General features: G+C 66.2%; 18 protein-coding genes and 2 tRNA genes. 8 read left to right on the top strand and 12 right to left on the bottom strand.

Annotated elements, in window-relative coordinates; translation table 11 throughout:
* Positions 1 to 14: 14 nt before the first annotated feature.
* Positions 15 to 1,730, bottom strand: a complete 1,716-nt coding sequence (locus WFK36_RS05205; protein WP_336790287.1) for a vWA domain-containing protein — start codon at positions 1,728 to 1,730, stop codon at positions 15 to 17.
* 78 nt (positions 1,731 to 1,808) lie between these two features.
* Positions 1,809 to 2,534 carry a hypothetical protein gene (locus tag WFK36_RS05210; RefSeq protein WP_336790289.1) on the bottom strand — a complete coding sequence of 242 codons (726 nt, stop codon included), beginning with the start codon at positions 2,532 to 2,534 and terminating at the stop codon, positions 1,809 to 1,811.
* A gap of 99 nt (positions 2,535 to 2,633) precedes the next feature.
* On the opposite strand from WFK36_RS05210, the gene WFK36_RS05215 reads away from it, so the two are divergent.
* From WFK36_RS05215 to WFK36_RS05235, 5 genes are all read left to right on the top strand, one after another.
* Positions 2,634 to 2,708 (top strand) — tRNA-Ile (locus WFK36_RS05215).
* 30 nt (positions 2,709 to 2,738) lie between these two features.
* Positions 2,739 to 3,911 (top strand): sensor histidine kinase, encoded by a 1,173-nt coding sequence (locus WFK36_RS05220; RefSeq protein WP_336790291.1) that lies wholly within the window; start codon positions 2,739 to 2,741, stop codon positions 3,909 to 3,911.
* Positions 3,908 to 4,552: a response regulator transcription factor gene (locus WFK36_RS05225; RefSeq protein ID WP_336790293.1), complete on the top strand. Its 645-nt coding sequence runs from the start codon at positions 3,908 to 3,910 to the stop codon at positions 4,550 to 4,552. The genes WFK36_RS05220 and WFK36_RS05225 overlap by 4 nt, the downstream gene beginning before the upstream one ends.
* 121 nt (positions 4,553 to 4,673) lie before the next feature.
* Positions 4,674 to 5,432: an ABC transporter ATP-binding protein gene (locus WFK36_RS05230; protein ID WP_008376946.1), complete on the top strand. Its 759-nt coding sequence runs from the start codon at positions 4,674 to 4,676 to the stop codon at positions 5,430 to 5,432.
* Positions 5,429 to 6,805 (top strand): ABC transporter permease, encoded by a 1,377-nt coding sequence (locus WFK36_RS05235; RefSeq protein ID WP_336790296.1) that lies wholly within the window; start codon positions 5,429 to 5,431, stop codon positions 6,803 to 6,805. Before WFK36_RS05230 ends, WFK36_RS05235 begins: the two co-directional genes overlap by 4 nt.
* Before the next feature lie 67 nt (positions 6,806 to 6,872).
* Here WFK36_RS05235 and WFK36_RS05240 read toward each other — a convergent pair whose 3' ends face one another.
* Both WFK36_RS05240 and WFK36_RS05245 read right to left on the bottom strand, forming a co-directional pair.
* Complete coding sequence (locus tag WFK36_RS05240) at positions 6,873 to 8,546, bottom strand: MDR family MFS transporter (RefSeq protein WP_336790298.1); 1,674 nt, start codon at positions 8,544 to 8,546, stop codon at positions 6,873 to 6,875.
* The gene (locus WFK36_RS05245) at positions 8,543 to 9,133 is read right to left on the bottom strand and encodes a TetR/AcrR family transcriptional regulator (RefSeq protein WP_008376941.1); all 591 of its coding nucleotides are present in this window, start codon (positions 9,131 to 9,133) and stop codon (positions 8,543 to 8,545) included. Before WFK36_RS05245 ends, WFK36_RS05240 begins: the two co-directional genes overlap by 4 nt.
* 98 nt (positions 9,134 to 9,231) lie before the next feature.
* Here WFK36_RS05245 and WFK36_RS05250 point away from each other — a divergent pair, with 98 nt between their 5' ends.
* On the top strand, positions 9,232 to 10,398 hold the full coding sequence (locus tag WFK36_RS05250; RefSeq protein ID WP_336790301.1) for a flavin-containing monooxygenase: 1,167 nt from the start codon (positions 9,232 to 9,234) through the stop codon (positions 10,396 to 10,398).
* Here the strand turns inward: WFK36_RS05250 and WFK36_RS05255 are convergent.
* The 4 genes from WFK36_RS05255 to WFK36_RS05270 form a co-directional block, all read right to left on the bottom strand.
* Complete coding sequence (locus WFK36_RS05255) at positions 10,367 to 11,155, bottom strand: thioesterase family protein (protein ID WP_336790303.1); 789 nt, start codon at positions 11,153 to 11,155, stop codon at positions 10,367 to 10,369. The genes WFK36_RS05250 and WFK36_RS05255 overlap by 32 nt on opposite strands.
* A 103-nt stretch (positions 11,156 to 11,258) precedes the next feature.
* The gene (locus WFK36_RS05260; protein WP_336790305.1) at positions 11,259 to 11,858 is read right to left on the bottom strand and encodes a TetR/AcrR family transcriptional regulator; all 600 of its coding nucleotides are present in this window, start codon (positions 11,856 to 11,858) and stop codon (positions 11,259 to 11,261) included.
* Between the two features lie 59 nt (positions 11,859 to 11,917).
* On the bottom strand, positions 11,918 to 12,178 hold the full coding sequence (locus tag WFK36_RS05265) for a metal-sensitive transcriptional regulator (RefSeq protein WP_008376936.1): 261 nt from the start codon (positions 12,176 to 12,178) through the stop codon (positions 11,918 to 11,920).
* A gap of 3 nt (positions 12,179 to 12,181) precedes the next feature.
* Positions 12,182 to 12,583: a DUF302 domain-containing protein gene (locus WFK36_RS05270; protein WP_336790308.1), complete on the bottom strand. Its 402-nt coding sequence runs from the start codon at positions 12,581 to 12,583 to the stop codon at positions 12,182 to 12,184.
* A 115-nt stretch (positions 12,584 to 12,698) separates the two neighbouring features.
* Between WFK36_RS05270 and WFK36_RS05275 the strand changes: the two genes are divergently transcribed.
* Complete coding sequence (locus WFK36_RS05275) at positions 12,699 to 14,849, top strand: MMPL family transporter (RefSeq protein ID WP_336790310.1); 2,151 nt, start codon at positions 12,699 to 12,701, stop codon at positions 14,847 to 14,849.
* Between the two features lie 16 nt (positions 14,850 to 14,865).
* Here WFK36_RS05275 and WFK36_RS05280 read toward each other — a convergent pair whose 3' ends face one another.
* The 4 genes from WFK36_RS05280 to WFK36_RS05295 all read right to left on the bottom strand — a co-directional run bounded on the left by WFK36_RS05280 (position 14,866) and on the right by WFK36_RS05295 (position 17,711).
* Positions 14,866 to 15,360 carry an FBP domain-containing protein gene (locus WFK36_RS05280; protein WP_336790312.1) on the bottom strand — a complete coding sequence of 165 codons (495 nt, stop codon included), beginning with the start codon at positions 15,358 to 15,360 and terminating at the stop codon, positions 14,866 to 14,868.
* 402 nt (positions 15,361 to 15,762) lie between these two features.
* Positions 15,763 to 15,835: transfer RNA gene (locus tag WFK36_RS05285), tRNA-Asn, on the bottom strand.
* A gap of 63 nt (positions 15,836 to 15,898) precedes the next feature.
* The gene (locus WFK36_RS05290) at positions 15,899 to 16,582 is read right to left on the bottom strand and encodes a GntR family transcriptional regulator (protein ID WP_336790314.1); all 684 of its coding nucleotides are present in this window, start codon (positions 16,580 to 16,582) and stop codon (positions 15,899 to 15,901) included.
* Positions 16,572 to 17,711: an acyl-CoA dehydrogenase family protein gene (locus WFK36_RS05295; RefSeq protein WP_336790316.1), complete on the bottom strand. Its 1,140-nt coding sequence runs from the start codon at positions 17,709 to 17,711 to the stop codon at positions 16,572 to 16,574. The genes WFK36_RS05290 and WFK36_RS05295 overlap by 11 nt, the downstream gene beginning before the upstream one ends.
* Positions 17,712 to 17,832: 121 nt before the next feature.
* On the opposite strand from WFK36_RS05295, the gene WFK36_RS05300 reads away from it, so the two are divergent.
* Positions 17,833 to 18,486: a hypothetical protein gene (locus WFK36_RS05300; RefSeq protein ID WP_336790318.1), complete on the top strand. Its 654-nt coding sequence runs from the start codon at positions 17,833 to 17,835 to the stop codon at positions 18,484 to 18,486.
* Positions 18,487 to 18,532 lie beyond the last annotated feature (46 nt).

Below are 18,532 nucleotides of genomic sequence, written 5' to 3' on the forward strand. Positions count from 1 at the left end.
GCACAGTCGAGAGGTCACTCCGCCGCCGAGAAGTACACCTTCTTGATCGGGACCGGAGTGGGAGTCCCCGTCTCGCCGTCACCGTGGTACGCGGTCCACGTGGCCGCCGACTTGTCGAAGTATGTGCCGTTCCGGCTGAACAGGAACGTGTACTTCGATCCGAGCCTGCACGAGTACGAGAACTCGAACCCACCCTCGGGCGGCTTCGGCCAGGCGCCGCCGTTTCGCGCCAGGCATCGGGTTCCGTCGGACAGTTCCACAGCCCACGGGACCGGGTCGGCAGACGGAGTGACATCGGGCAGTTCGTCAGCGCTGTATGACAAAGGCGACAGCACCGGGTCCCATGGATCACGCGAGCACAGCATCCACTCTGCTGTCTTCTTCCAGCACACCGCCCAGCCGTCGGCCGTCGTCCCGCACCGATAGAGGTCCTCCGTCCGAGCACCGAGTGCGATCTGGCACGACTCCATGAAGTTCATGAACGTTCCGACGACGGACGGGGCCGACCGGAACCCGTTGATCGGTGTTCCCTTCTTGTCGACGGCGATCACGGTGACGACCTCGGTGGCCGGCCCGGACGGTGCGGGAGCGGGCTTGGATGCGGGCAGACAACCGCACAGGATCACTGTGGTGACGGTGCCGTCCTTGATCGACTTCCCACCCTCGTAGCCGAGTCGGTATCCGGTCCGTCTGCCCTCGTCGGCCGGAAAGAGGGCAACACCGTCGGTGTCGCTCCACGGGTCGCCGTACAACTCGATCGCCCGAGTGCCCGGCGTTCCACGGGTGACTCCGTCGATGGTGACGCCTGCGCTTCCCGGCGGATCGCCGGGGGCGATCTCGACGAGCTTGTCGGCGCTGTCGAACGTGTAGGTGCAGTCGCGCCAGACGTACACGGTGCGGTCGCCGCGCGACGTCGGCTGCGTTGGGAAGTCGGGGTTGGCCGCACGGATGTCACTGAGGGCGTCACCGAGGGAGATGTCGCCGCGCGATGTGGTCGACAGTCGAGTCGCGGCGTCACGAGAGTTCTGTGCTGCGGTCAGGCGGGCGCTGAGCTGGGCAGCGTTGTCGGCGGTCACGAAGAGGCCGCCGCCGTTTGTGGCGACACACGCCAGCGACGGTGCATCGGTCCGGAACCCGACTGCGCTGACCGTCACGTCGGGTCGAGTCGTGTGGATCGCCTTCGCGGTCTCACAGGGATCCGGTGCACACGTGGGCTCACCGTCGGAGATGAGAACGATGGATGCCGGACCGGTGGACGGCAGCTGATCGACCGCTGTCTGCAGTGCGTTCCCGATCGGCGTGAACCCTTGCGCGCGGATCGAAGCGAGCTGTGCTGACACGGATGTCGCAGTGAGCGGGCCGAGCGGAATCGCGGTGACGACGTCGGTGCAGCCGCGTCGTCGAGGTGTCCCTTCGGCCGGGAGGGTTGAGCCGAACGTGACCACGCCGAAGTCGGTCTCGGGTGGGAGCGCGGTGCTGAGGTCGACCGTCGCCTTCTTGGCCGCGTCGATGCGGGGCCCGGGTGCGTCGGCGGTGTTCATCGAGTCGGATGCGTCGAGCACCACGATCGTAGGGATCGGCTGGGGTGTGACCTGGCTGTCATCCGACGTCGCACGGGTGGCGGCGCCATCGATCGGTGAGGGCGAGCAGCCCGTGAGAACGAGGCTCACGATCGCGGTGAGGAAGACGACCGTTGAAGCCGGTCGCGTGATCGCTGAGAATCGGCGCATTCGGCGACCGTAGCGCCGTAGTCGACGTGCTGTGCCGTGATCCGGCGTGGATTCGTCGTATCGGTCGACTCGGCTCCGCTACGGGCAGGCGCGTGTCAGGCCGATGGACGGGAGGAAGAAGTACGTTGTTCCTCCGCGTTTGACGGTCCCGTACACAGCGCACAGCACAACCCCGGAACCGGTGTCGACGACGCCGCCGCGGACCCCGTTCGACGGCACGATGCTCAGCACCTTCTTGAGGCGGGAGACGGTCGCATCAAACACGACGTCGGGGATCGGTGCTGAACGTGCATGGCGACCGACTGCGTCGATGACGGTATCGGTGAGCCCGCCGAGAGGCGAACCGAGACCACCGCGCAACGATTCGAGGTTGAACCACGCGACGTGGACACCCGACTTGTCGCCGAAATCGGCGAACACCCCGACGGGAAGGAAGCCGTAGAGGATCTCACCGCGTTTGACCGCGTTCACGCTCACGTTAGCGACGGTCAAATTGCCGATTCCGGGTGTGTACGGTCCGGCGACGGCCCCGCCGACTGCGACGGGCAAGGTGAGGTCCAGACTCAGGCCGACGGTCGGTGTGAACGTGGTGATGCCGAGCTGGCGGAGGAGTCGATTCGCGCCCTCCACGCCGTCGACCGGGGTGGGGGCCGCCTGGGCGGAGATCGGATTGAGCGCGAGTGCGGCATCGATGGCTCGTGCACCGGGCGCAGTGATCGCGTCCGCGGCACGGCCGACGATCTGTGTCGACTGCGACACGGCGGAAGTCACACGGTCACGGCCACGGGCGACGATGGAGGTCACCGGCAAACGATACAACGAACATTGGCACGGTGTGGTCTCTGGCGATCAGGGTCACATCCGACGTCAGACTCGTTCCGACGACTCGGTAGGCTCTTCTTCGCCCCGTTAGCCAAGTTGGTTAAGGCCCCGCTCTCATAAAGCGGTCATTCGTCGGTTCGAGCCCGACACGGGGCACTCCACGACGTAGGGCAGGGGAGGGCCGGGATGCGAGACCCGCTGGCTGCCCCCGCCCTACGTCCGAGTTCGATGTTCTTCGATGTCTGCACGGCGCTTGTCGGCGGACTGATCGCGCTGGCCAATTTCGAGATGTCCACCGCGATTCACCTCGCGGATGCGCTGATCTGCGCGTCGCTCGCTCTGCGCCGGATCTCACCGAGTCTGATGATGGTCACCGCGGTGGTGTCGGCGACGATCCAGGTGGTGTCGCTGGAGGTGTCGGCGCTGTCGTTGGCCTACACCGTCCTGTTCTTCACAGTCGGCGGGCATCCGGATCGACGCGTCCGGCGGGGCTCCCTGGTGGTCGCGCTCGTCGGCTCGGTCGTCGCAGGTTTCACCATTCCGCGGGCATTTCCGTCGGGCATCGCCGACCCGGAACCCGGCAACCTCATCTGGGGAGCGCTGTTCGCGTCCGCGGGCGCAGCGTTGTTCGTCGTCGGCGGATGGGTGACCGGATTCATCAGCTATCAACGCCGCACGGTCGCCGCCGCCGAGGTCAGTGAGACGATCGCCGAACTCGAGCGCCGACGTGTTCTGGATCTGTACGACGAGCAGGCCGAACGCTCGCGTTTGGCCCGGGACATGCACGACGTGGTCGCGCATTCATTGGCAGTGGTGGTCGCGCAGGCCGAGGGCGCCAGGTACACCTTGGACGCCAATCCCGAGGCCGCTCGCGATGCGCTCGGAGTCATCGCGGACACGGCGCGAGAAGCCCTCTCCGACGTGCGATCAGTCCTCGAAGAGCTGCGCAGCACGTCGACCGCCGAAGAGATCAGCCGGTCCGATCGTGAGCAGTTGTTCACTCGGATGCGTGCGGCGGGCATGGCGATCGTCGCCACCGACGACGGCGATGTGGCCGACGTCGGTCCGGCCGCGACCCGCGCCGCGTTCGGTGTGCTCACCGAGGCGTTGACCAACGCGCTCAAGTACGGCGACCTGGCCCGTCCGGTGACGGTCCACCACGACTGGTCGCACGGGTGCACGCTGACCGTGCGCAACACCCTCTCCGACGACCCGCTCGCGCCTGGTGGAGCCCACCACGGGATCATCGGCATGACGGAACGAGCCGCGCACGCAGGCGGCACACTGCGCTCCGCACGTGACGGCGACGACTGGCTCGTCGTCCTGAACATCCCGAACCAGGAAGGACTGCCGAGATGATCCGCGTCGCCCTCGTCGACGATCAGCCGCTGTTCCGCGGAGGCATCGCGATGATCCTCGAGAGTCAGGCCGACATCGAGGTGGTCGCCCAAGAGTCGTCGGCACTCGACTTGCTGGCGATGGTCGAACGCGATGCACCAGACGTGATCCTCATGGACGTCCGCATGCCGGGAGTCGACGGGATCACCGCCACTTCGTCACTGGTCCGCGAACTCGGCGAGTCCGCTCCTCGGGTGCTTGTTCTGACGACGTTCGACGTCGATGAGGCGGCCGCCTCCGCGATCGAGGCGGGAGCGAGCGGCTTCGTCCTCAAAGATGCGCAGCCCGACTTCCTGCTGGCTGCGGTCCGGGCCGTCGCGGACGGCAGCCAAGTGGTCGCCGCATCGGCTACACGACGCCTGTTCGAACGGCATCGAGCTCGCGCCGCGGCGACCCCCGGACCCGAGTACAACGACCTCACGCCCCGTGAACGCGAGATCCTGATCCGCGCGGCGCGCGGCCTGTCGAACGCCGAGATCGCGGCAGCCGAGTTCCTCTCGGAGGCGACGGTGAAGACGCACATCTCGCGGATCCTGTCGAAGCTGACTCTGCGCGATCGTGTGCAACTCGTGGTGTACGCGTATGAGCACGACCTGGTCTGATCGCGGCTGTCGACGGCCGCGTGTACATCGTGAGATGTACACGGCCACCTCCTCGGGGACGACGTGATCGGGTACTCGTGGCCGATGTGTAAGGCCTGGTCACGGCCATAACGTTGGTGTCATGACAAACACCGACAACACCGTGGCAGTGGCCATGCGCAATGTGTCCAGGACGTACGGCGACCCGGCCAATCCGATCCACGCGCTCCGCGACGTGAGCGTGGACATCCGGCGCCGCGAATTCACCGCGATCATGGGGCCCTCGGGCTCGGGCAAGTCGACGATGATGAACGTGATGGCCGGCCTCGACGAGGCCACCTCCGGTCAGATCTGGCTCGGCCACAACCCGATCGTCGGCATCGGCGACACCGCCCGCACCATCCTCCGCCGCACCAACATCGGCTTCATCTTCCAGTCGTTCAACCTCGTCCCGACACTCACCGCCGACGAGAACATCCGACTGCCGTTCGTTCTGGCGGGCCGCAAGCCGACTGCCGAGCAGGAGGCCTGGATCGCCCACCTGGTCACCTCACTCGGCATCCGTGAGCGCCTCGGTCACCTGCCGTCGGAGCTGTCGGGCGGCCAGCAGCAGCGTGTCGCCATCGTTCGTGCGCTGGCCGGGCGTCCGACGATCATCCTGGCGGACGAGCCGACGGGTGCACTCGACACGCGGACCAGCCGTGAGGTGCTCACCCTGCTGACCACGGCGGCCCGCGAGTACGGACAGGGCATCGCGATGGTCACCCACGATCCGGTGGCGGCGTCGTACGCCGATCGAATCCTGGTGCTCGCAGACGGCCGCATCGTGGGGGAGTACCGCGGTCTCGATCCGCGGCAGATCTCCGATCTCCTCATCAACCTGCAAGGAGCTGCCGCATGAAGGCCACGAGTTCCCGCCTGACAGTCGGGTCGATGCGCGAACTGTCGGCGATCGGCGTCGTCTGCGGGCTGAGCGCGATGTACGCGACCGCGCTGGTGTGCGCGTCGAGCATTCTCGGCACTCTCTCTGAGGCGAAGGGCGGCAGCGCAGGCGCCGCGCTCGGCATCGTCTCCTCCGTGTTCATCCTGATCGCGCTGTTCGTGGCGGGCGTTGTCATCAGCAACGGAGTCGACACCGTCATCGCAGGCCGACGTCGGGAACTGAGTCTCCTGCGTCTGGTCGGCGCCAGCAGCAAGCAGCTGCGTGCCAGCCTGATGAACGCGGTCACCAAGGTCGCCGCGGTCGGCGCCGTCGCCGGGGTGCTGCTGGGAGTCGCGACGACGTGGATCACCCGAGTGATCTTGGTGAACCGCGGCACTCTCGATGATCTCGATTACCGCGTGTTCCCGCCGCTGGCCGTCATGGGGGCGCTCGCAGTGGTGGCGACCGCAGTGGGGGCGACCCTTGTCGGCACCCGCAGCGCCCTGTCGTCGGCCTCCGTTGTGCGCTCCACCCGAGCCGTTCGATCCTGGTTCCGTGACCTGGTGGCCGCACTCGGCATAGGCGGCGGCGTGGTCATCCTGGTCGCTGCCTGCTACCTCGGTGAGGAGGGCTCGCAGGCGGGGTTCTTCGCAGCGTTCTTCGGATCGGCGGTTCTCGCTGTCGGAATCATGATGGGCGCGGGTCGGATCGTCCCGGCGCTTGTCGCGGGTGTCGGTCGCCTCGTCGGGGCGTCACCGTCCGCGGTCATCGCCCGCAAGAACGCCGTCGCCGACCCTCAGCGGACCACCCGTTCGACGATCGGGTTGCTGATCGGAGTCACGCTCGTCACCACCATCGCCAGCGGCATGCGCTCGGTGCGTGAGTCGGTGACCGCTTGGGAGGGCATGACTCCGAAGGAAGTGCAGGAAGCTCAGCAGATCCTGTCGGTGATGTCGTCGGTCCTCATCGCGATGATCGCGATCTCAGCGGTGATCGCCGCTGTCGGCTTCGTCTCCACGATGTCGTTGACGGTGATCGGCCGGACTCGCGAGATCGGCATGCTGCGGGCGATGGGCTTCACCGCGAAGCAGATCCGGTCGATGATCACCCTCGAATCCGTCGCTCTGAGCGGCACCGCCGTCGCCACCGGACTGGTACTGGGCATCGTGCTCGGCGCTGTCGGCGCCCAGTCGTTGATCGGCTTCATGACCGAAGGATTCCCGATCGGGCTCCCGCTGCCCGCGCTCGTGACGATCGTCGTCGGAACCGTCGCGCTGGTCATCGTCGCGTCGCTGCCGCCGAGTCGACGCGCGGTCGCGATCGCGCCGGTCGACGCACTGGCCGTCGCCTGACCGGACAGACCACCGCGGCCGCCGAGGGGATGCCCCCGGCGGCCGCGGTATGTCGTGGGTGTGGCTGCTAGACGTCCGCGCGTTCGCGGGCCTTCGTGAGCGACGACCGCACAGTGGTGTCCGATTCGCGGGAGGGAACATCGAACGGCTCGGGAAGCACTTGACCCTCGCCGACGCCTTCGACCTCTGCGACGTCGCGCACCTTGGTCGACAGCGGCTTCTCGTCGACGAACAGCAGGACGATCAGTGCGGCGACGGCCAATGGGACGAAGAACAGGAAGATCGGGAGCAGCGCGTCGTTGTACGACTCGATGATCGGAATTCGGATCTGATCGGGCAGAGAGTTGACTGCTGCCGGGGTCAGGTCGTTCCGGCCGCTCGATCCGCCTGCCGCAGCTCCGGTCCCGCCGAGGCGCTCGCTGAGCAGATCGACGAGACGGGACGCGAAGATCGAGCCGACGATGGCCGAGCCGAGGGTGGCGCCGACCTGTCGGAAGTAGTTGTTCGCCGCGGTCGCGGTGCCGACGAGAGCCCCGGGGAACTCGTTCTGCACGATCAGAGTGAGCACCTGCATCGCGAGGCCCAGGCCGATGCCGAAGACGGCGAGGTAGACGCACATCAGCCAGGTCGGCGTGTCGACGTGCATGGTCGACAGCAACGCGAGGGCGATGCCGATGATCACCGAACCGACCAGCGGGAACACCTTGTAGCGGCCGGTGCGCGAAATGATCTGACCGGACGCGATCGAGGTGATGAGCAGTCCACCCATCATCGGGATCATGTACAGGCCCGCCACGGTGGCGTCGACGCCGGTGACCATCTGAATGTACGTCGGCATGTAACCGAGCGCGCCGAACATCGTGATGCCGACCATGAGTGCGGCGATGGTGACGAGCGTGAAGTTGCGGTTGGAGAACAGTTGCATCGGGATGATCGGCGTCTGAGCTCGTTTCTCGACGAACACGAACGCAACGGCGAGGACGACGGATGCGATACCGAGGCCGATGATCTGCGGGCTCGCCCAGTCGTAGGTGTGTCCGCCCCAGGTGCACATCAGCACAAGTGCGGTGGTCGCGGCGGCGATGAGTGCCATGCCCGTGTAGTCGAGCTTGGGGCGTTCGGAGTGCTGCGGCTTGGGCAGGCGCATGAAGACGATCGTCGCGGCGATGGCGAGAGCACCAAGCGGGACGTTGAGCCAGAACGCCCAGCGCCATCCGGGGCCCTCGGTGAGCCAACCGCCGAGCAATGGACCCGCGACGGATGCGACAGCGAACACCGCGCCCATGAATCCCATGTACTTTCCACGGTCACGCGGCGAGACGACATCTGCGATAGCGGCCTGCGACAGGATCATGAGGCCGCCGCCGCCGAGGCCTTGGATCACACGGCCGACGATCAGCCAGGTGATGTCGCCTGCGAGGGCTCCGACGATCGACCCTGCGATGAACAGGACGATCGCGGTGAGGATCACCGGTTTGCGTCCGAGGAGGTCGCTGATGCGCCCGTACACGGGCATGACGATGGTGCTCGCAAGGATGTACGAGGTGATGACCCACGTCATCTGATCGACGCCGTGGAGTTCGCCGACAATCGTGGGGAGGGCCGTCGACAGGACGGTCTGGTTGAGCGCAGCGAGCAGCATCGTGATCATCAATCCGATGAACAGCAGAATGATGTTCTTCTGCGACATCGAGCTCTCGCCCGGCGTCTGGGACGCCTGCGTGGTCTCGGGTGTGGTCATGTGAGGTCCTTCAAGGTGGTTCGGAAGAGTTCGACGGCGGCGGTCAGAGCCGGGGAGTCCGGGTCGTCGACGATGTCGGGGTCGAGTGTGTAGGCGTAGCGGAGGACAGCGGATCCGACCATGACGAGCGCCGTGGCACGCGCGGCGTCGTCGGCGTCGAAGCGTTCGGACAACGCTTCCGCCAGGAGCTCTTGAGACGCGATGTGGTGCTGTCCACCGCGTGCCCTCAGCTCCGGGATGGACTTGACCAGCGCACGGCGCACCGGCTCGTCTGTGCGGACGTGTCGGACGCTGCTCGCGACCGCGTGCACGACCAGCGTGGCCTTCTTCAACTGGTCCGGACCGTCGAGCAGTCCGTCGAGGGCCTCGAACGGGACCGTCGCAGGTCCCGCGCCGAGGACGGCGTCCTCCTTGGTGGGGAAGTAGTTGAAGAACGTGCGACGGGAGACGCCCGCGCGGTCGGCGATGTTGGCGACCGTCGCTGCCGTGAACCCTTCGTCGCGGACGAGGTCGATCGCCGCGTCGTGGATGCGCTGCAGCGTCTCGGCTCGTTGCCGTTCCCGTAGCCCTCCGTGTGTTTCTTGCACTAGTGCATCATTGCATGGGTGCAACTATTGCACCAGTGAATGTGACCCACGAGACTCGGATGGAATGCTTGACCTGTGATGCGACGTTGGCACTGGACATGACAGAGTCGGGACATGCGCAGGCCGTCGATGTGCGGCACCGTCGAGTGGTGGTGATCGGCGCCGGTCAGGCCGGGTTGTCGGCGGCGCATTTCCTCCAGCGTGCCGGCCTCGTCGCTGGAGTCGATTTCGAAGTGCTCGACGCCAATCCGACCGCGGGCGGCGCGTGGAGCCATCGATGGGACGCGCTGACGTTCGACCGAGTCAACGGTCTCCACGACCTACCCGAATCGGAGCTGGGTGACGCCGATCCGCGCGAGCCCGCGCGCGAAGTGATCAAGCGCTACTACAGCCGCTACGAGACGGAGAATGGACTATCGGTCGACCGACCCTGGCGTGTTCGGTCGGTCACCAGGATCGATGACGGCGCCTCCGGAGTGGGGCCGGTCGAACGTTACGAGGTCACGGCGGAGCATCCGGACGGTCGGACTGCGGTCTACCGCGCGGGCGCAGTCATCTCGGGTACCGGAACGTGGGACCACCCGTACGTGCCGTGGTACCCGGGCGCATTCGGTGGTCGACAGCTGACCACGCGCGACTTCACGTCGCCGGCTGATTTTGTGGGCCGTCGAGTGCTTGTCGTCGGAGGCGGCATCTCTGCGGTCCAGTTTCTGCAGATGCTCGACGAAGCCGGTGTCGACACGCTGTGGTCGACGCGGACGCCCCCGCGGTGGCGGGAGGCTCCGTTCGACCCGATGTGGGGCCTCGATGTCGAGAACAGCGTCGCTGCGCGGACCAGAGCGGGTCTGCGGCCGCTGAGTGTCGTCGCCGCAACGGGGCTTCCGCTCACCGCCGAGGGGCGTGCCGATGTGGAACGTGGGCTGCTCGTGTCCCGCGGGGCCATCGCTGCGCTCACCGACGACGGGGTCGATTTCGCCGACGGCACCCACGAATCAGTGGACGTGATCCTCTGGGCCACCGGTTTCCGGGCGGCGCTCAGTCACCTCGCGCCGCTGGGAATCCGCGACCCGGCCGGTGGCGTGCTCATGGCAGACGACGACGTGAGCGTCATCGTGTCACCGGGTCTGTTTCTCGTCGGCTACGGCAGAAGTGCGTCGACGCTGGGCGCCACTCGTGCCGGACGCCGTGCGGCGCGAGCCGCTGTCCGTGCGACCGATGTCAGTGCAACCGATGTCAGGGAGCCCGCAGAGTCAGTGACTGGTTGAGAGCGCCGAAGGGCCCCGACTCGTCGTGGAGGACGCTCGACGTCAGCCCGATTCCGTTGGGGCCGAACGATACCGACGTGTCGAAGCCGACCCACTCGCCGTGCGGTTCGCGGAACACGTGTGCGGTGAGGTCGAGGTTCGGGTAGGCGATTTTCGTCGGATCCATACGGGCCGACATGCCGTTCGCGATGTCGAACATCCGGGTGGCGTGTGACAGTGGCCGGACGGTCTCCGTGTCCACGAGAGGATGCGGAGACCGCGCCCATACCGTTCCGCGACCGGGTTCTCGGAGGAGCCGTCGAACCTCCGCGGATGCGATGTATCCGCCCCGCCACACCTGCGAGGCATCCCATGGCTCGTGTGCGTCGACCGGGGGAATCGGGTCGAAGGCGGTGCCCGCGACGGATGACGTGTCGGACGGAGTGGTGAGCCAGGCGCGCAGGCGGACGATCACTCGGCCGCCGTACGAGAGGGTGCCTTCGACGAGTTCGATGGTCCGACCCGGCCGGATCACCTCGGCTGCGAGGTCGACCTCGCCGATCGGCATGATCCCGAGGATGTCGAAGGAGAGTCTGCTGATCACCAGGTCGCCGCGGCGTGCCGCATGATCGGTTTCGACCACATGCGTGAGCAGCCCGAGCGGCGCCGCGATGTGCTGCTCGTCCAACGACCACGCGCCCTGCACGTGATTCGTCGCCCGATACCGACCGTTGCCGAGGGCGTGGAAGTAGGGCTCGACGTCGCTGTTCCCGGTCATGATTCGGAGCCTATCGACCTGAATGCCAATTTATCAACCCTGAGGTCGAAAATGTGGAGACGTCACCGCGGCGACGTGACCGCCGCCCGACGCACTGACCTGATCAGACGAACAGGCGGAGTGCGGCGTCGACAACGGCGTCGCGTTGGCGGCGGTCGGCGTCGGACGTCGGGTCGAGCCACAGGGAGGCGTGATTGAGCATCCCGTGGAGACAGTGCAGGGCCACTGCCGGGTCGGTGGTGGTGAACTCGCCGCTCGCGACGCCTGCGTCGACGACGTCGCGGAAGATCGTGTCGTGTGTGCGCCGCATCGCCTTGATCGCGGTCGCATGCTCGGCGGGCCATGGGGCCGGGAAGGAGAAGATCGCCCCGACCTCGGGGTAGTCGACTGTCAGAATGTCGAGCTGAGTGTCGACCAGCACGCGGAAGCGGGCCGTCGCTGGTGCTCCGTTCAAGGGTTCCAGGGCCGTGCTCAGTCGACCGACGACGTCGTCGGTCAGCTTGGCCAATGCTTCGGCGACCAGCTGATCCTTGCTTGGGAAGTAGTAGTAGAGGCTGGCTTTGGCGATGTCTGCACGTTCGGCGACGTCTTCGAAGCGCATGCCGTGATATCCGTGCGCCGACAGCAGTGCGAGGGCCGCCTGGATCATCTCGGCCTTGCGCCGGTCGCGGCGTCGCGACGTGCGGTCGGTCGGTGTGCTCACCGGTCAACGGTGACACATCTCCCGCCGACAGTGTCGAACAGGTAGTGAGGATCGGCCTGTCACGCGAACGACAGGAACAGCCTTTCCAGCTTCTCCTTGTCGACGTTCTCGGGACCTTCGGTGATCAAGCAGTGCTCCAGGCCGGTGGCGACCATGGTGTATCCGCTGCGGCGAAGTGCCTTGTCGACCGCGGCCAACTGGGTGAGTGCGTCCTCGCACTCGGCACCTTCCTCGAGCATGCGAATGACGCTCGCGAGGTGGCCGTGTGCTCGACGCAGGCGGGTGAGGATCGGTTTGAGGTCTTCGTCGGGAAGCTGCATCGTTCAGGCTCCTTCGGTGAGTGCGGCGAGGACTCCGGAGAGTCGCTCCTTCGCATCCGCGGCGATCGGTCCGAGTTCGGCGGTGCCGGTGAAGTCCTCCATGACGGACGGATCCATGATCTCCACCAATGAACTGTCTGGTCCGTCGGCGGAGACGACGACGTTGCACGGGAGCAGCGCGGCGACACGAGGATCGGCGGCCAGGGCCTGGTGTGCCAGTTGGGGGCGGCATGCGCCGAGGATGATCCTCGGTTCGACGTCGACGTCGAGCTTGGCCTTCAGCGTCGCCTTGATGTCGATCTCGGTGAGGACGCCGAATCCGGCGTCGGTGAGCGCTTCGCGAACGCGCGCGACGGTCTCGTCGTACTGCGCGGCGACGGTCGTGGACATGGTGAAGGCGGTCATCTTCTCGGCTCCTCTGCTCGGCTGGCTGGTGTGCTCCGCTCCAGTATTGCATAACCCCCTAGGGGGATGATAGCTTCGCTTTCAGATAACCCCCTAGGGGGATAAGGAGAGATGGATGACGACAACAGAAACGACCTCGACACTCGCGGACGAAGGCCGGCGTCGCGGACGCCTCGGTGCACTCGGCCTGTGGGTGGCCGCCCATCGACGCATCGTCACGTGGGGCTGGGTGCTGCTGATCGTGGTGCTCGGCGCCTTCGCCCCGATGGTCGAGAAGAACCTGTCTGGAGCGGGCTGGCAGGCGAACGGGTCGGAGTCGGTTCAGGTACGAGACCTCGCGATCGACCACTTCGGCGGCAATGCATCGTCGGCGATCCAGGTGGTCGTCCATTCGGAAGAACCGCTCGGCTCAGACGCGGAGAGACAGGTGATCGACGGGGTCGTCGCGCGATTGCAGGCCGACGACCGGATCGGGGAGGTGCTGCGTCCGGTCGCGGGCGCAACTCTGTCCGCGGACGGGCGCACGGCGATCGTCATCGGCGGCGCACGCGCGAGCACGGACGACATGGTCAGGGCTGCGACAGCCCTCACGCCCGACCTGCAGGCCATGTCGACGGAGTCGATCACCGTCGCGGCCACGGGTGCGTCGGTCCTCTGGTCGGATTTCAACGCCGCGAACCTCGATGCGATGCTGACGTCGGAGATGATCTCGTGGCCCGTCACGCTGCTCATCTTGGTGATCGCGTTCGGGGCGGTCGTCGCGGCGGGGCTGCCACTGCTGTTGACGCTCGCCGGGCTGGTCTCGGCCGCCGGAGTCCTTGTGCTTGTGAACTTTGTTGTCCCCGTGTCGATCTGGGCGATGAACTTCGCGATGATGTTCGCGCTTGCACTCGGCATCGACTACGCGCTGTTCCTGGTCGTCCGTTTCCGAGCGGCTCTCGCGTCGGATGCGACGTCAACCGCTGATGCGATCGCGCGAACGATGGACACTGCGGGCAAGGCGGTGTTGCTGTCAGGAGTCACCGTCCTCGTGTCATTGTCGGCGGTCATGCTCGTCCCCTCGCCGTCGTTCCGATCGATGGCGGGCGGCGTGATGATCTCCGTGGTCTTTGTTCTCGCCGCGACCTTGACCTTGCTGCCGCTAGTCCTGGCCAAACTCGGAGATCGCGTCAACGGTCTCGCTTTGCCGTGGGCGAAGCTCGACCGACACCGGTCGCCGATCTTCGAGCGATGGGCACAGATGCTGTGGCGTCGACCGCTTCGGTGGGGCGGTGCCGCGTTCGTGCTGCTGATCGCACTGGCGATTCCGGCGTTGTCGTTGACCACCGCGATGCCGTCGATCAAAGTGCTGCCGGACGACGCGAGTGCTCGCCAGGGCTACCAGCTGGTTCAGGACGCGTTCGGTGACGGTGCCCCTGGCATGCTGCAGGTGATCGTCCCGACCTCGGACGCCGACGCCGCGTCGGCCGTCATCTCGTCGGACAGGGGAGTGGTGGCGGTGATGCCGCCTGCAGTTCCGGCGGACGGCTCCGATCTCAGGCTGATTCAGGCGGTTCCCGCCGTGGATCCCTCGTCGTCGGACCTGGCCGACGTCGTCGATCGCCTTCGGGGGGATCTTCCGGATTCCGCCGTTGTCGGCGGCGCCGCCGTGGAGAACCTCGATCTTGCCGCTCAGCTCGACGAGAGTCTGCCGCTGGTGATCGGGGTGATACTGGTGCTCGGGTTCCTGGTTCTGCTCGTCGCGCTGCAGGCGCCGTTGATCGCGTTGCTCGGCACCGTGGTCAGCCTGCTGTCGACGGCGGCGGCGTTCGGCGTCGCCAAGCTGGTGTTCCAGGACGGCCTGGGCGCGAGCCTCTTCGGTTTCGAATCGCAGGGTTTCCTCGATGCCTGGGCGCCGGTGTTCTTCTTCGCGATGATCTTCGCGATCGCGATGGACTACACGGTGTTCCTGTTGGCCTCGGCGAAAGAGCACTGGGAGAAGTCCGGTTCGGCACGCGAGGCGATGGTCGAATCGCTGGCTCGGTCGGGTCGAGTGATCTTCGCGGCCGGCGCTGTGATGGTCGCCGTGTTCTTCACGTTCTCGCTCTCGGGGCCACTGCCTCCGAAGGAGATGGGCGTGGTGCTCGGTTCGGCTGTCCTCCTGGACGCGTTCGTCGTGCGCCTGGTGCTCCTGCCGGTGATCCTGCGCGTGACGGGCCGCGCGGCGTGGTGGTCGCCGCGCGGCCTGCGACGGGTGCTTCCGTCGGTCACGTTTGCACACGACTGACGTCGGCAGGCGCCGGTCAGTCCTGCGTCGACAGGACCTCGGCGACGAAGGCCTCGACGCGTCGCGTCATCTCGTCGACCTGCATTGCACGGATCATGTCGAGGTCGGTGCCTTTGTGATAGGCGGGCGGCAGCTTGCGGGCGTGCTTCGGGCACCCGAAGTCTTCGCACACCAGGGCGCCGATGGTGTCGCCGCGTCGGCCGCGCGACCCGGTGCGGCGCGTGGTGTAGAGAACGGCGTCTTGCGAGAGGTCGACGTCCCGGCACCACGCGCACATCGCACGACGCGATGGCTTCGCCTCGGCGCGCGTCAGGATGAGCGCAACGAGCTCGTCGCCGAGTTCAACGACGATGTACGCCCGGCGAGGAATCTTGCGGTCGCGCCAACCGTAGAACTCCCGTCGAGAGAAGTCGACGTCGTCGAAGTCGAGCGGAAAGGTGACCCGCGCGAGTTCGCTCTTCGTGGTGCCGCGGAATGCGGACAGGATCTGCTTCTGGGTGGGGGTGCGCATTGAATGCAACCGTTCGTGAGGTGCGCGTGCCGTCCGGCTGTCGCGCGAGTGAATGAGGATACCGTTCAGCAGCCGATCACGCGGATCGGCTGCGGGGCGCGGTCATCTCGACTCGGCGCTGAACGCGCCGGAGTCCTCCTGCACTCGAATGGTCACGGTGCCCAGGCTATGCCTGTCGGCAGCTCGCAGCAAACGGATTCTCGTATCAGGCAAACGGGCCCGCGTAAGGTTCCCCGATTCTGCATCAATTCGACAGATATGGTCGTATGCGCGGCAATTCGGGGAACCTTACGCGGCCCGCGCCAAGCAGCGTCGTTCCCGGGGGACGTTCTCGCAGCGCTTTTCCTCAGTCGAGGGCGCAGACAGCAGAAAACCCGCTGCGCAAGCAGCGGGTTTTGTGTGCTCCCCCAACTGGACTCGAACCAGTAACCTGCCGATTAACAGTCGGCTGCTCTGCCAATTGAGCTATGGGGGAATGTTCTTTCCGAACCGAGATCAAACTCTAGCGCATGGATTCTGTACGGTGCAAAACGGCTGGTCAGTCCCAGATCGGAGTGGATTCGAGGTGTCCGATGAGGCGGGCGGCGCCGTCGTCGAACTGGCGACGGACGGCACCGGCCGCGGCCTCGCCGTCACCTGCGCGATACGCGTTGATCAACTCCTCGTGGGCTTCGAGCGCCTCGCGCGCCCACTCGGGGTCGCGCGCGTACAGCTGGTGCGGCGTGTACCGCGTCGCGTTCTGCAGGATCCATGCGAGCTTTCCGCCGCCGCTGATGTGATTGTGCGTCCGATGGAAATCGAACTCGGCCTCGACGATCGCGGCGGCGTCTCCCGACATGACCGCGCCCCTGAGGTTCGCGTTCGCCCACGCGAGTTGATCGATCTCCGACGGAGTGACGAGTGCACATGTCCGTCGGGCGATGCGAGCTGCGGCTTCGCCCTGCAGCCAGAACAGGTCGGCGACGTCGGTGCGGGTCAGATCGGCCACGGTGTACCCGCGGTGCGGGGCGAAGGCGACCATGCCTTCGCCCCGCAGCGTGAGCAGCGCCTCTCGAACCGGCGTCACGCTCACCCCGAGCGCAGCGGCCGTCTCGTCGAGGCGGACCCGTTCGCCGGGGAGGAGCTCGGCCGTCATGATCCTGTGTCGGACCACCGACGCCACCTCCTCCGACAGTTGCGGACGCCGACCCAGTGCGGGCTTGGAGACCGAGTCAGAGTCCATACGTCTTTCCGATGACATCCCGCTGGATCTCGTTGGTGCCGCCGAACACCGTCGAGATGATCGCGCCGCGCATCAGCCGCTCGGCGTCGAACTCCTTGGCATAGCCGTAGCCGCCCATCATCTGCATGCCGTCGATCGTCATCGCCTTGCTCGTCTCGGTGGCCTTGAGCTTGACCATCGACGCTTCGCGCGGCATCAGTTTGTCGGGGTTGGCGTCGGCGGCCTTCGCCACGCTGTAGACGAGTTCCCTGGTGCACGCGATCTCCGTGGCGTGGTCGGCCATCCGGTGGCGCAACGCCTGGAACGTGCCGATCGGCCGCCCGAACTGCTTGCGCTCGGTGATGAACGCGAGCGTGTCGTCGAACGAGCGCTGCGCCAGTCCGAGCTGCATCGCGGCGAGGATGAGACGTTCGGTGTTGAGGCCTGCCATCAGCTGCTTCCAGCCGTTGCCGACCTGGCCGACGACGGCGGAATCGGGCACTTTGCAATCGGTGAAGTAGAGGTCGTTCACCTCGCGGCCGCCGAGGGTGTCGATCTGCGAGATCTGCAGGCCGGGTGTGTCGGCGGGGATGTGGAACTGGGTGAGACCCTCGTGCTTGCCTCCGCTGCGGTCGGTGCGGGCGATGAGCAGGATCGACTTCGCGAAATGAGCGTTCGAGCACCACGTCTTCTGGCCGTTGATGACCCAGCCGCCCTCGACCTTCTCTGCGCGGCAAGTGAGGGCGCCGACGTCGGATCCGGCTTCGGGCTCGGACATCGAGATCGACAGCGCGTCGCCCCCGACGACGCCTTCGAGCACCTCGCGCTTGAGGTCGTCGTTCGCGAACTTCTCGTAGGCCGCGGCGGTGATCAGGGTCGGCCCGATTCCGCCGATCGGCGCCTGGTTGCGAATGGCCTCTTCGAGGAAGATGCAGAGCTCCACGTTTCCCGCCCCGGCCCCACCGAACTCCTCCGGGACGATGATGCCCGCCCAGCCGAGGTCGGCCATCTTCTTGTACAACTCCTGCGAGTGATTCTCCTCGCCGTTGTTCGTCCACTTGTCGCGCTGCTCGCGGGTGCCGGTCTCGCGCTGGCAGAAATCGGTGACTGCCTGTGCGAACGCAGTCTGCTCTGGGGTGAAAGTGACCATGTGGACGTCTCCTGATGCTGGAAGGTGCCTGCGTCGCGATGTGCGACACTCTGTTATCAGATATATGTGATCAGACGAGCTGTGGCAAGGGGCACACGGAGATACCGCTACATTGGTGCCCATGCCCTCCAGTTCTGACGACAGCCCGACACCTCTCGACGGTGACGACTTCCTCGCCGTGAACAGGGCGAATCGCGAACGCATCCGCGCGGAGGAAGCGGAGAAGGCTAGCGAGACCGTCGACATCGCGAAGTCGAGCGACACGGCTGAGCCGTCGACGTCCGGCGGACGCAACGTCGTCGTCGTCGCGCTGGGTGCGGCTGTGGCCGTCCTTGCGGTGGCGGTGATCGTGCTCGGTGTGCTCCTCGCGGCGTCGTCGGGCGACGACGGCGGCACGGACGAGGAGGGTGCGCTCCGCGATGCGAAGACGTACGCGTCGGAGATGTTCACCTACGGGTTCGGCAAGTACGACGACCTCGATCGACGCATCCGGGCGATCTCGACTCCCGAGTTCGCCGATGAGTACATCAAGTCGTCCCAGCTCGCGCGGAAGGCGAACGACGAGGCGAAGGCGTCGTCGAAGGGCTCGGCGACCAGTGCCGGCATCGTGTCCATCGAACCTGATCGGGCCGTGGTTCTGGTGGCTCTCGACATGGCAGTGACCAGCCCGGATGCGCCGGTCCTCGGCCAAGGGGACCCGTCGCAGTCGCGTGTGGAACTGACACTTGTGAAGGCCGACGGTCGATGGCTGGTCTCCGGGTTGGACGTCGTCTAGCGCCGGCGAGATTTGGGGCATTCGTGTCGGATGTTTGCGACCGAAC

This window comes from Gordonia malaquae (genome assembly GCF_037148075.1).
GTDB lineage: Bacteria > Actinomycetota > Actinomycetes > Mycobacteriales > Mycobacteriaceae > Gordonia > Gordonia malaquae.

Excerpts from the sequence above, each read along its gene's own strand:
- WFK36_RS05290 (WP_336790314.1), bottom strand. The coding sequence starts at position 16,582 with ATGGACTCTGACTCGGTCTCCAAGCCCGCACTGGGTCGGCGTCCGCAA.
- WFK36_RS05205 (WP_336790287.1), bottom strand. The coding sequence starts at position 1,730 with ATGCGCCGATTCTCAGCGATCACGCGACCGGCTTCAACGGTCGTCTTC.
- WFK36_RS05230 (WP_008376946.1), top strand. The coding sequence starts at position 4,674 with ATGACAAACACCGACAACACCGTGGCAGTGGCCATGCGCAATGTGTCC.
- WFK36_RS05225 (WP_336790293.1), top strand. The coding sequence starts at position 3,908 with ATGATCCGCGTCGCCCTCGTCGACGATCAGCCGCTGTTCCGCGGAGGC.
- WFK36_RS05240 (WP_336790298.1), bottom strand. The coding sequence starts at position 8,546 with ATGACCACACCCGAGACCACGCAGGCGTCCCAGACGCCGGGCGAGAGC.
- WFK36_RS05265 (WP_008376936.1), bottom strand. The coding sequence starts at position 12,178 with ATGCAGCTTCCCGACGAAGACCTCAAACCGATCCTCACCCGCCTGCGT.
- WFK36_RS05275 (WP_336790310.1), top strand. The coding sequence starts at position 12,699 with ATGACGACAACAGAAACGACCTCGACACTCGCGGACGAAGGCCGGCGT.
- WFK36_RS05220 (WP_336790291.1), top strand. The coding sequence starts at position 2,739 with ATGCGAGACCCGCTGGCTGCCCCCGCCCTACGTCCGAGTTCGATGTTC.
- WFK36_RS05270 (WP_336790308.1), bottom strand. The coding sequence starts at position 12,583 with ATGACCGCCTTCACCATGTCCACGACCGTCGCCGCGCAGTACGACGAG.
- WFK36_RS05280 (WP_336790312.1), bottom strand. The coding sequence starts at position 15,360 with ATGCGCACCCCCACCCAGAAGCAGATCCTGTCCGCATTCCGCGGCACC.
- WFK36_RS05235 (WP_336790296.1), top strand. The coding sequence starts at position 5,429 with ATGAAGGCCACGAGTTCCCGCCTGACAGTCGGGTCGATGCGCGAACTG.
- WFK36_RS05255 (WP_336790303.1), bottom strand. The coding sequence starts at position 11,155 with ATGACCGGGAACAGCGACGTCGAGCCCTACTTCCACGCCCTCGGCAAC.
- WFK36_RS05250 (WP_336790301.1), top strand. The coding sequence starts at position 9,232 with ATGACAGAGTCGGGACATGCGCAGGCCGTCGATGTGCGGCACCGTCGA.
- WFK36_RS05300 (WP_336790318.1), top strand. The coding sequence starts at position 17,833 with ATGCCCTCCAGTTCTGACGACAGCCCGACACCTCTCGACGGTGACGAC.
- WFK36_RS05295 (WP_336790316.1), bottom strand. The coding sequence starts at position 17,711 with ATGGTCACTTTCACCCCAGAGCAGACTGCGTTCGCACAGGCAGTCACC.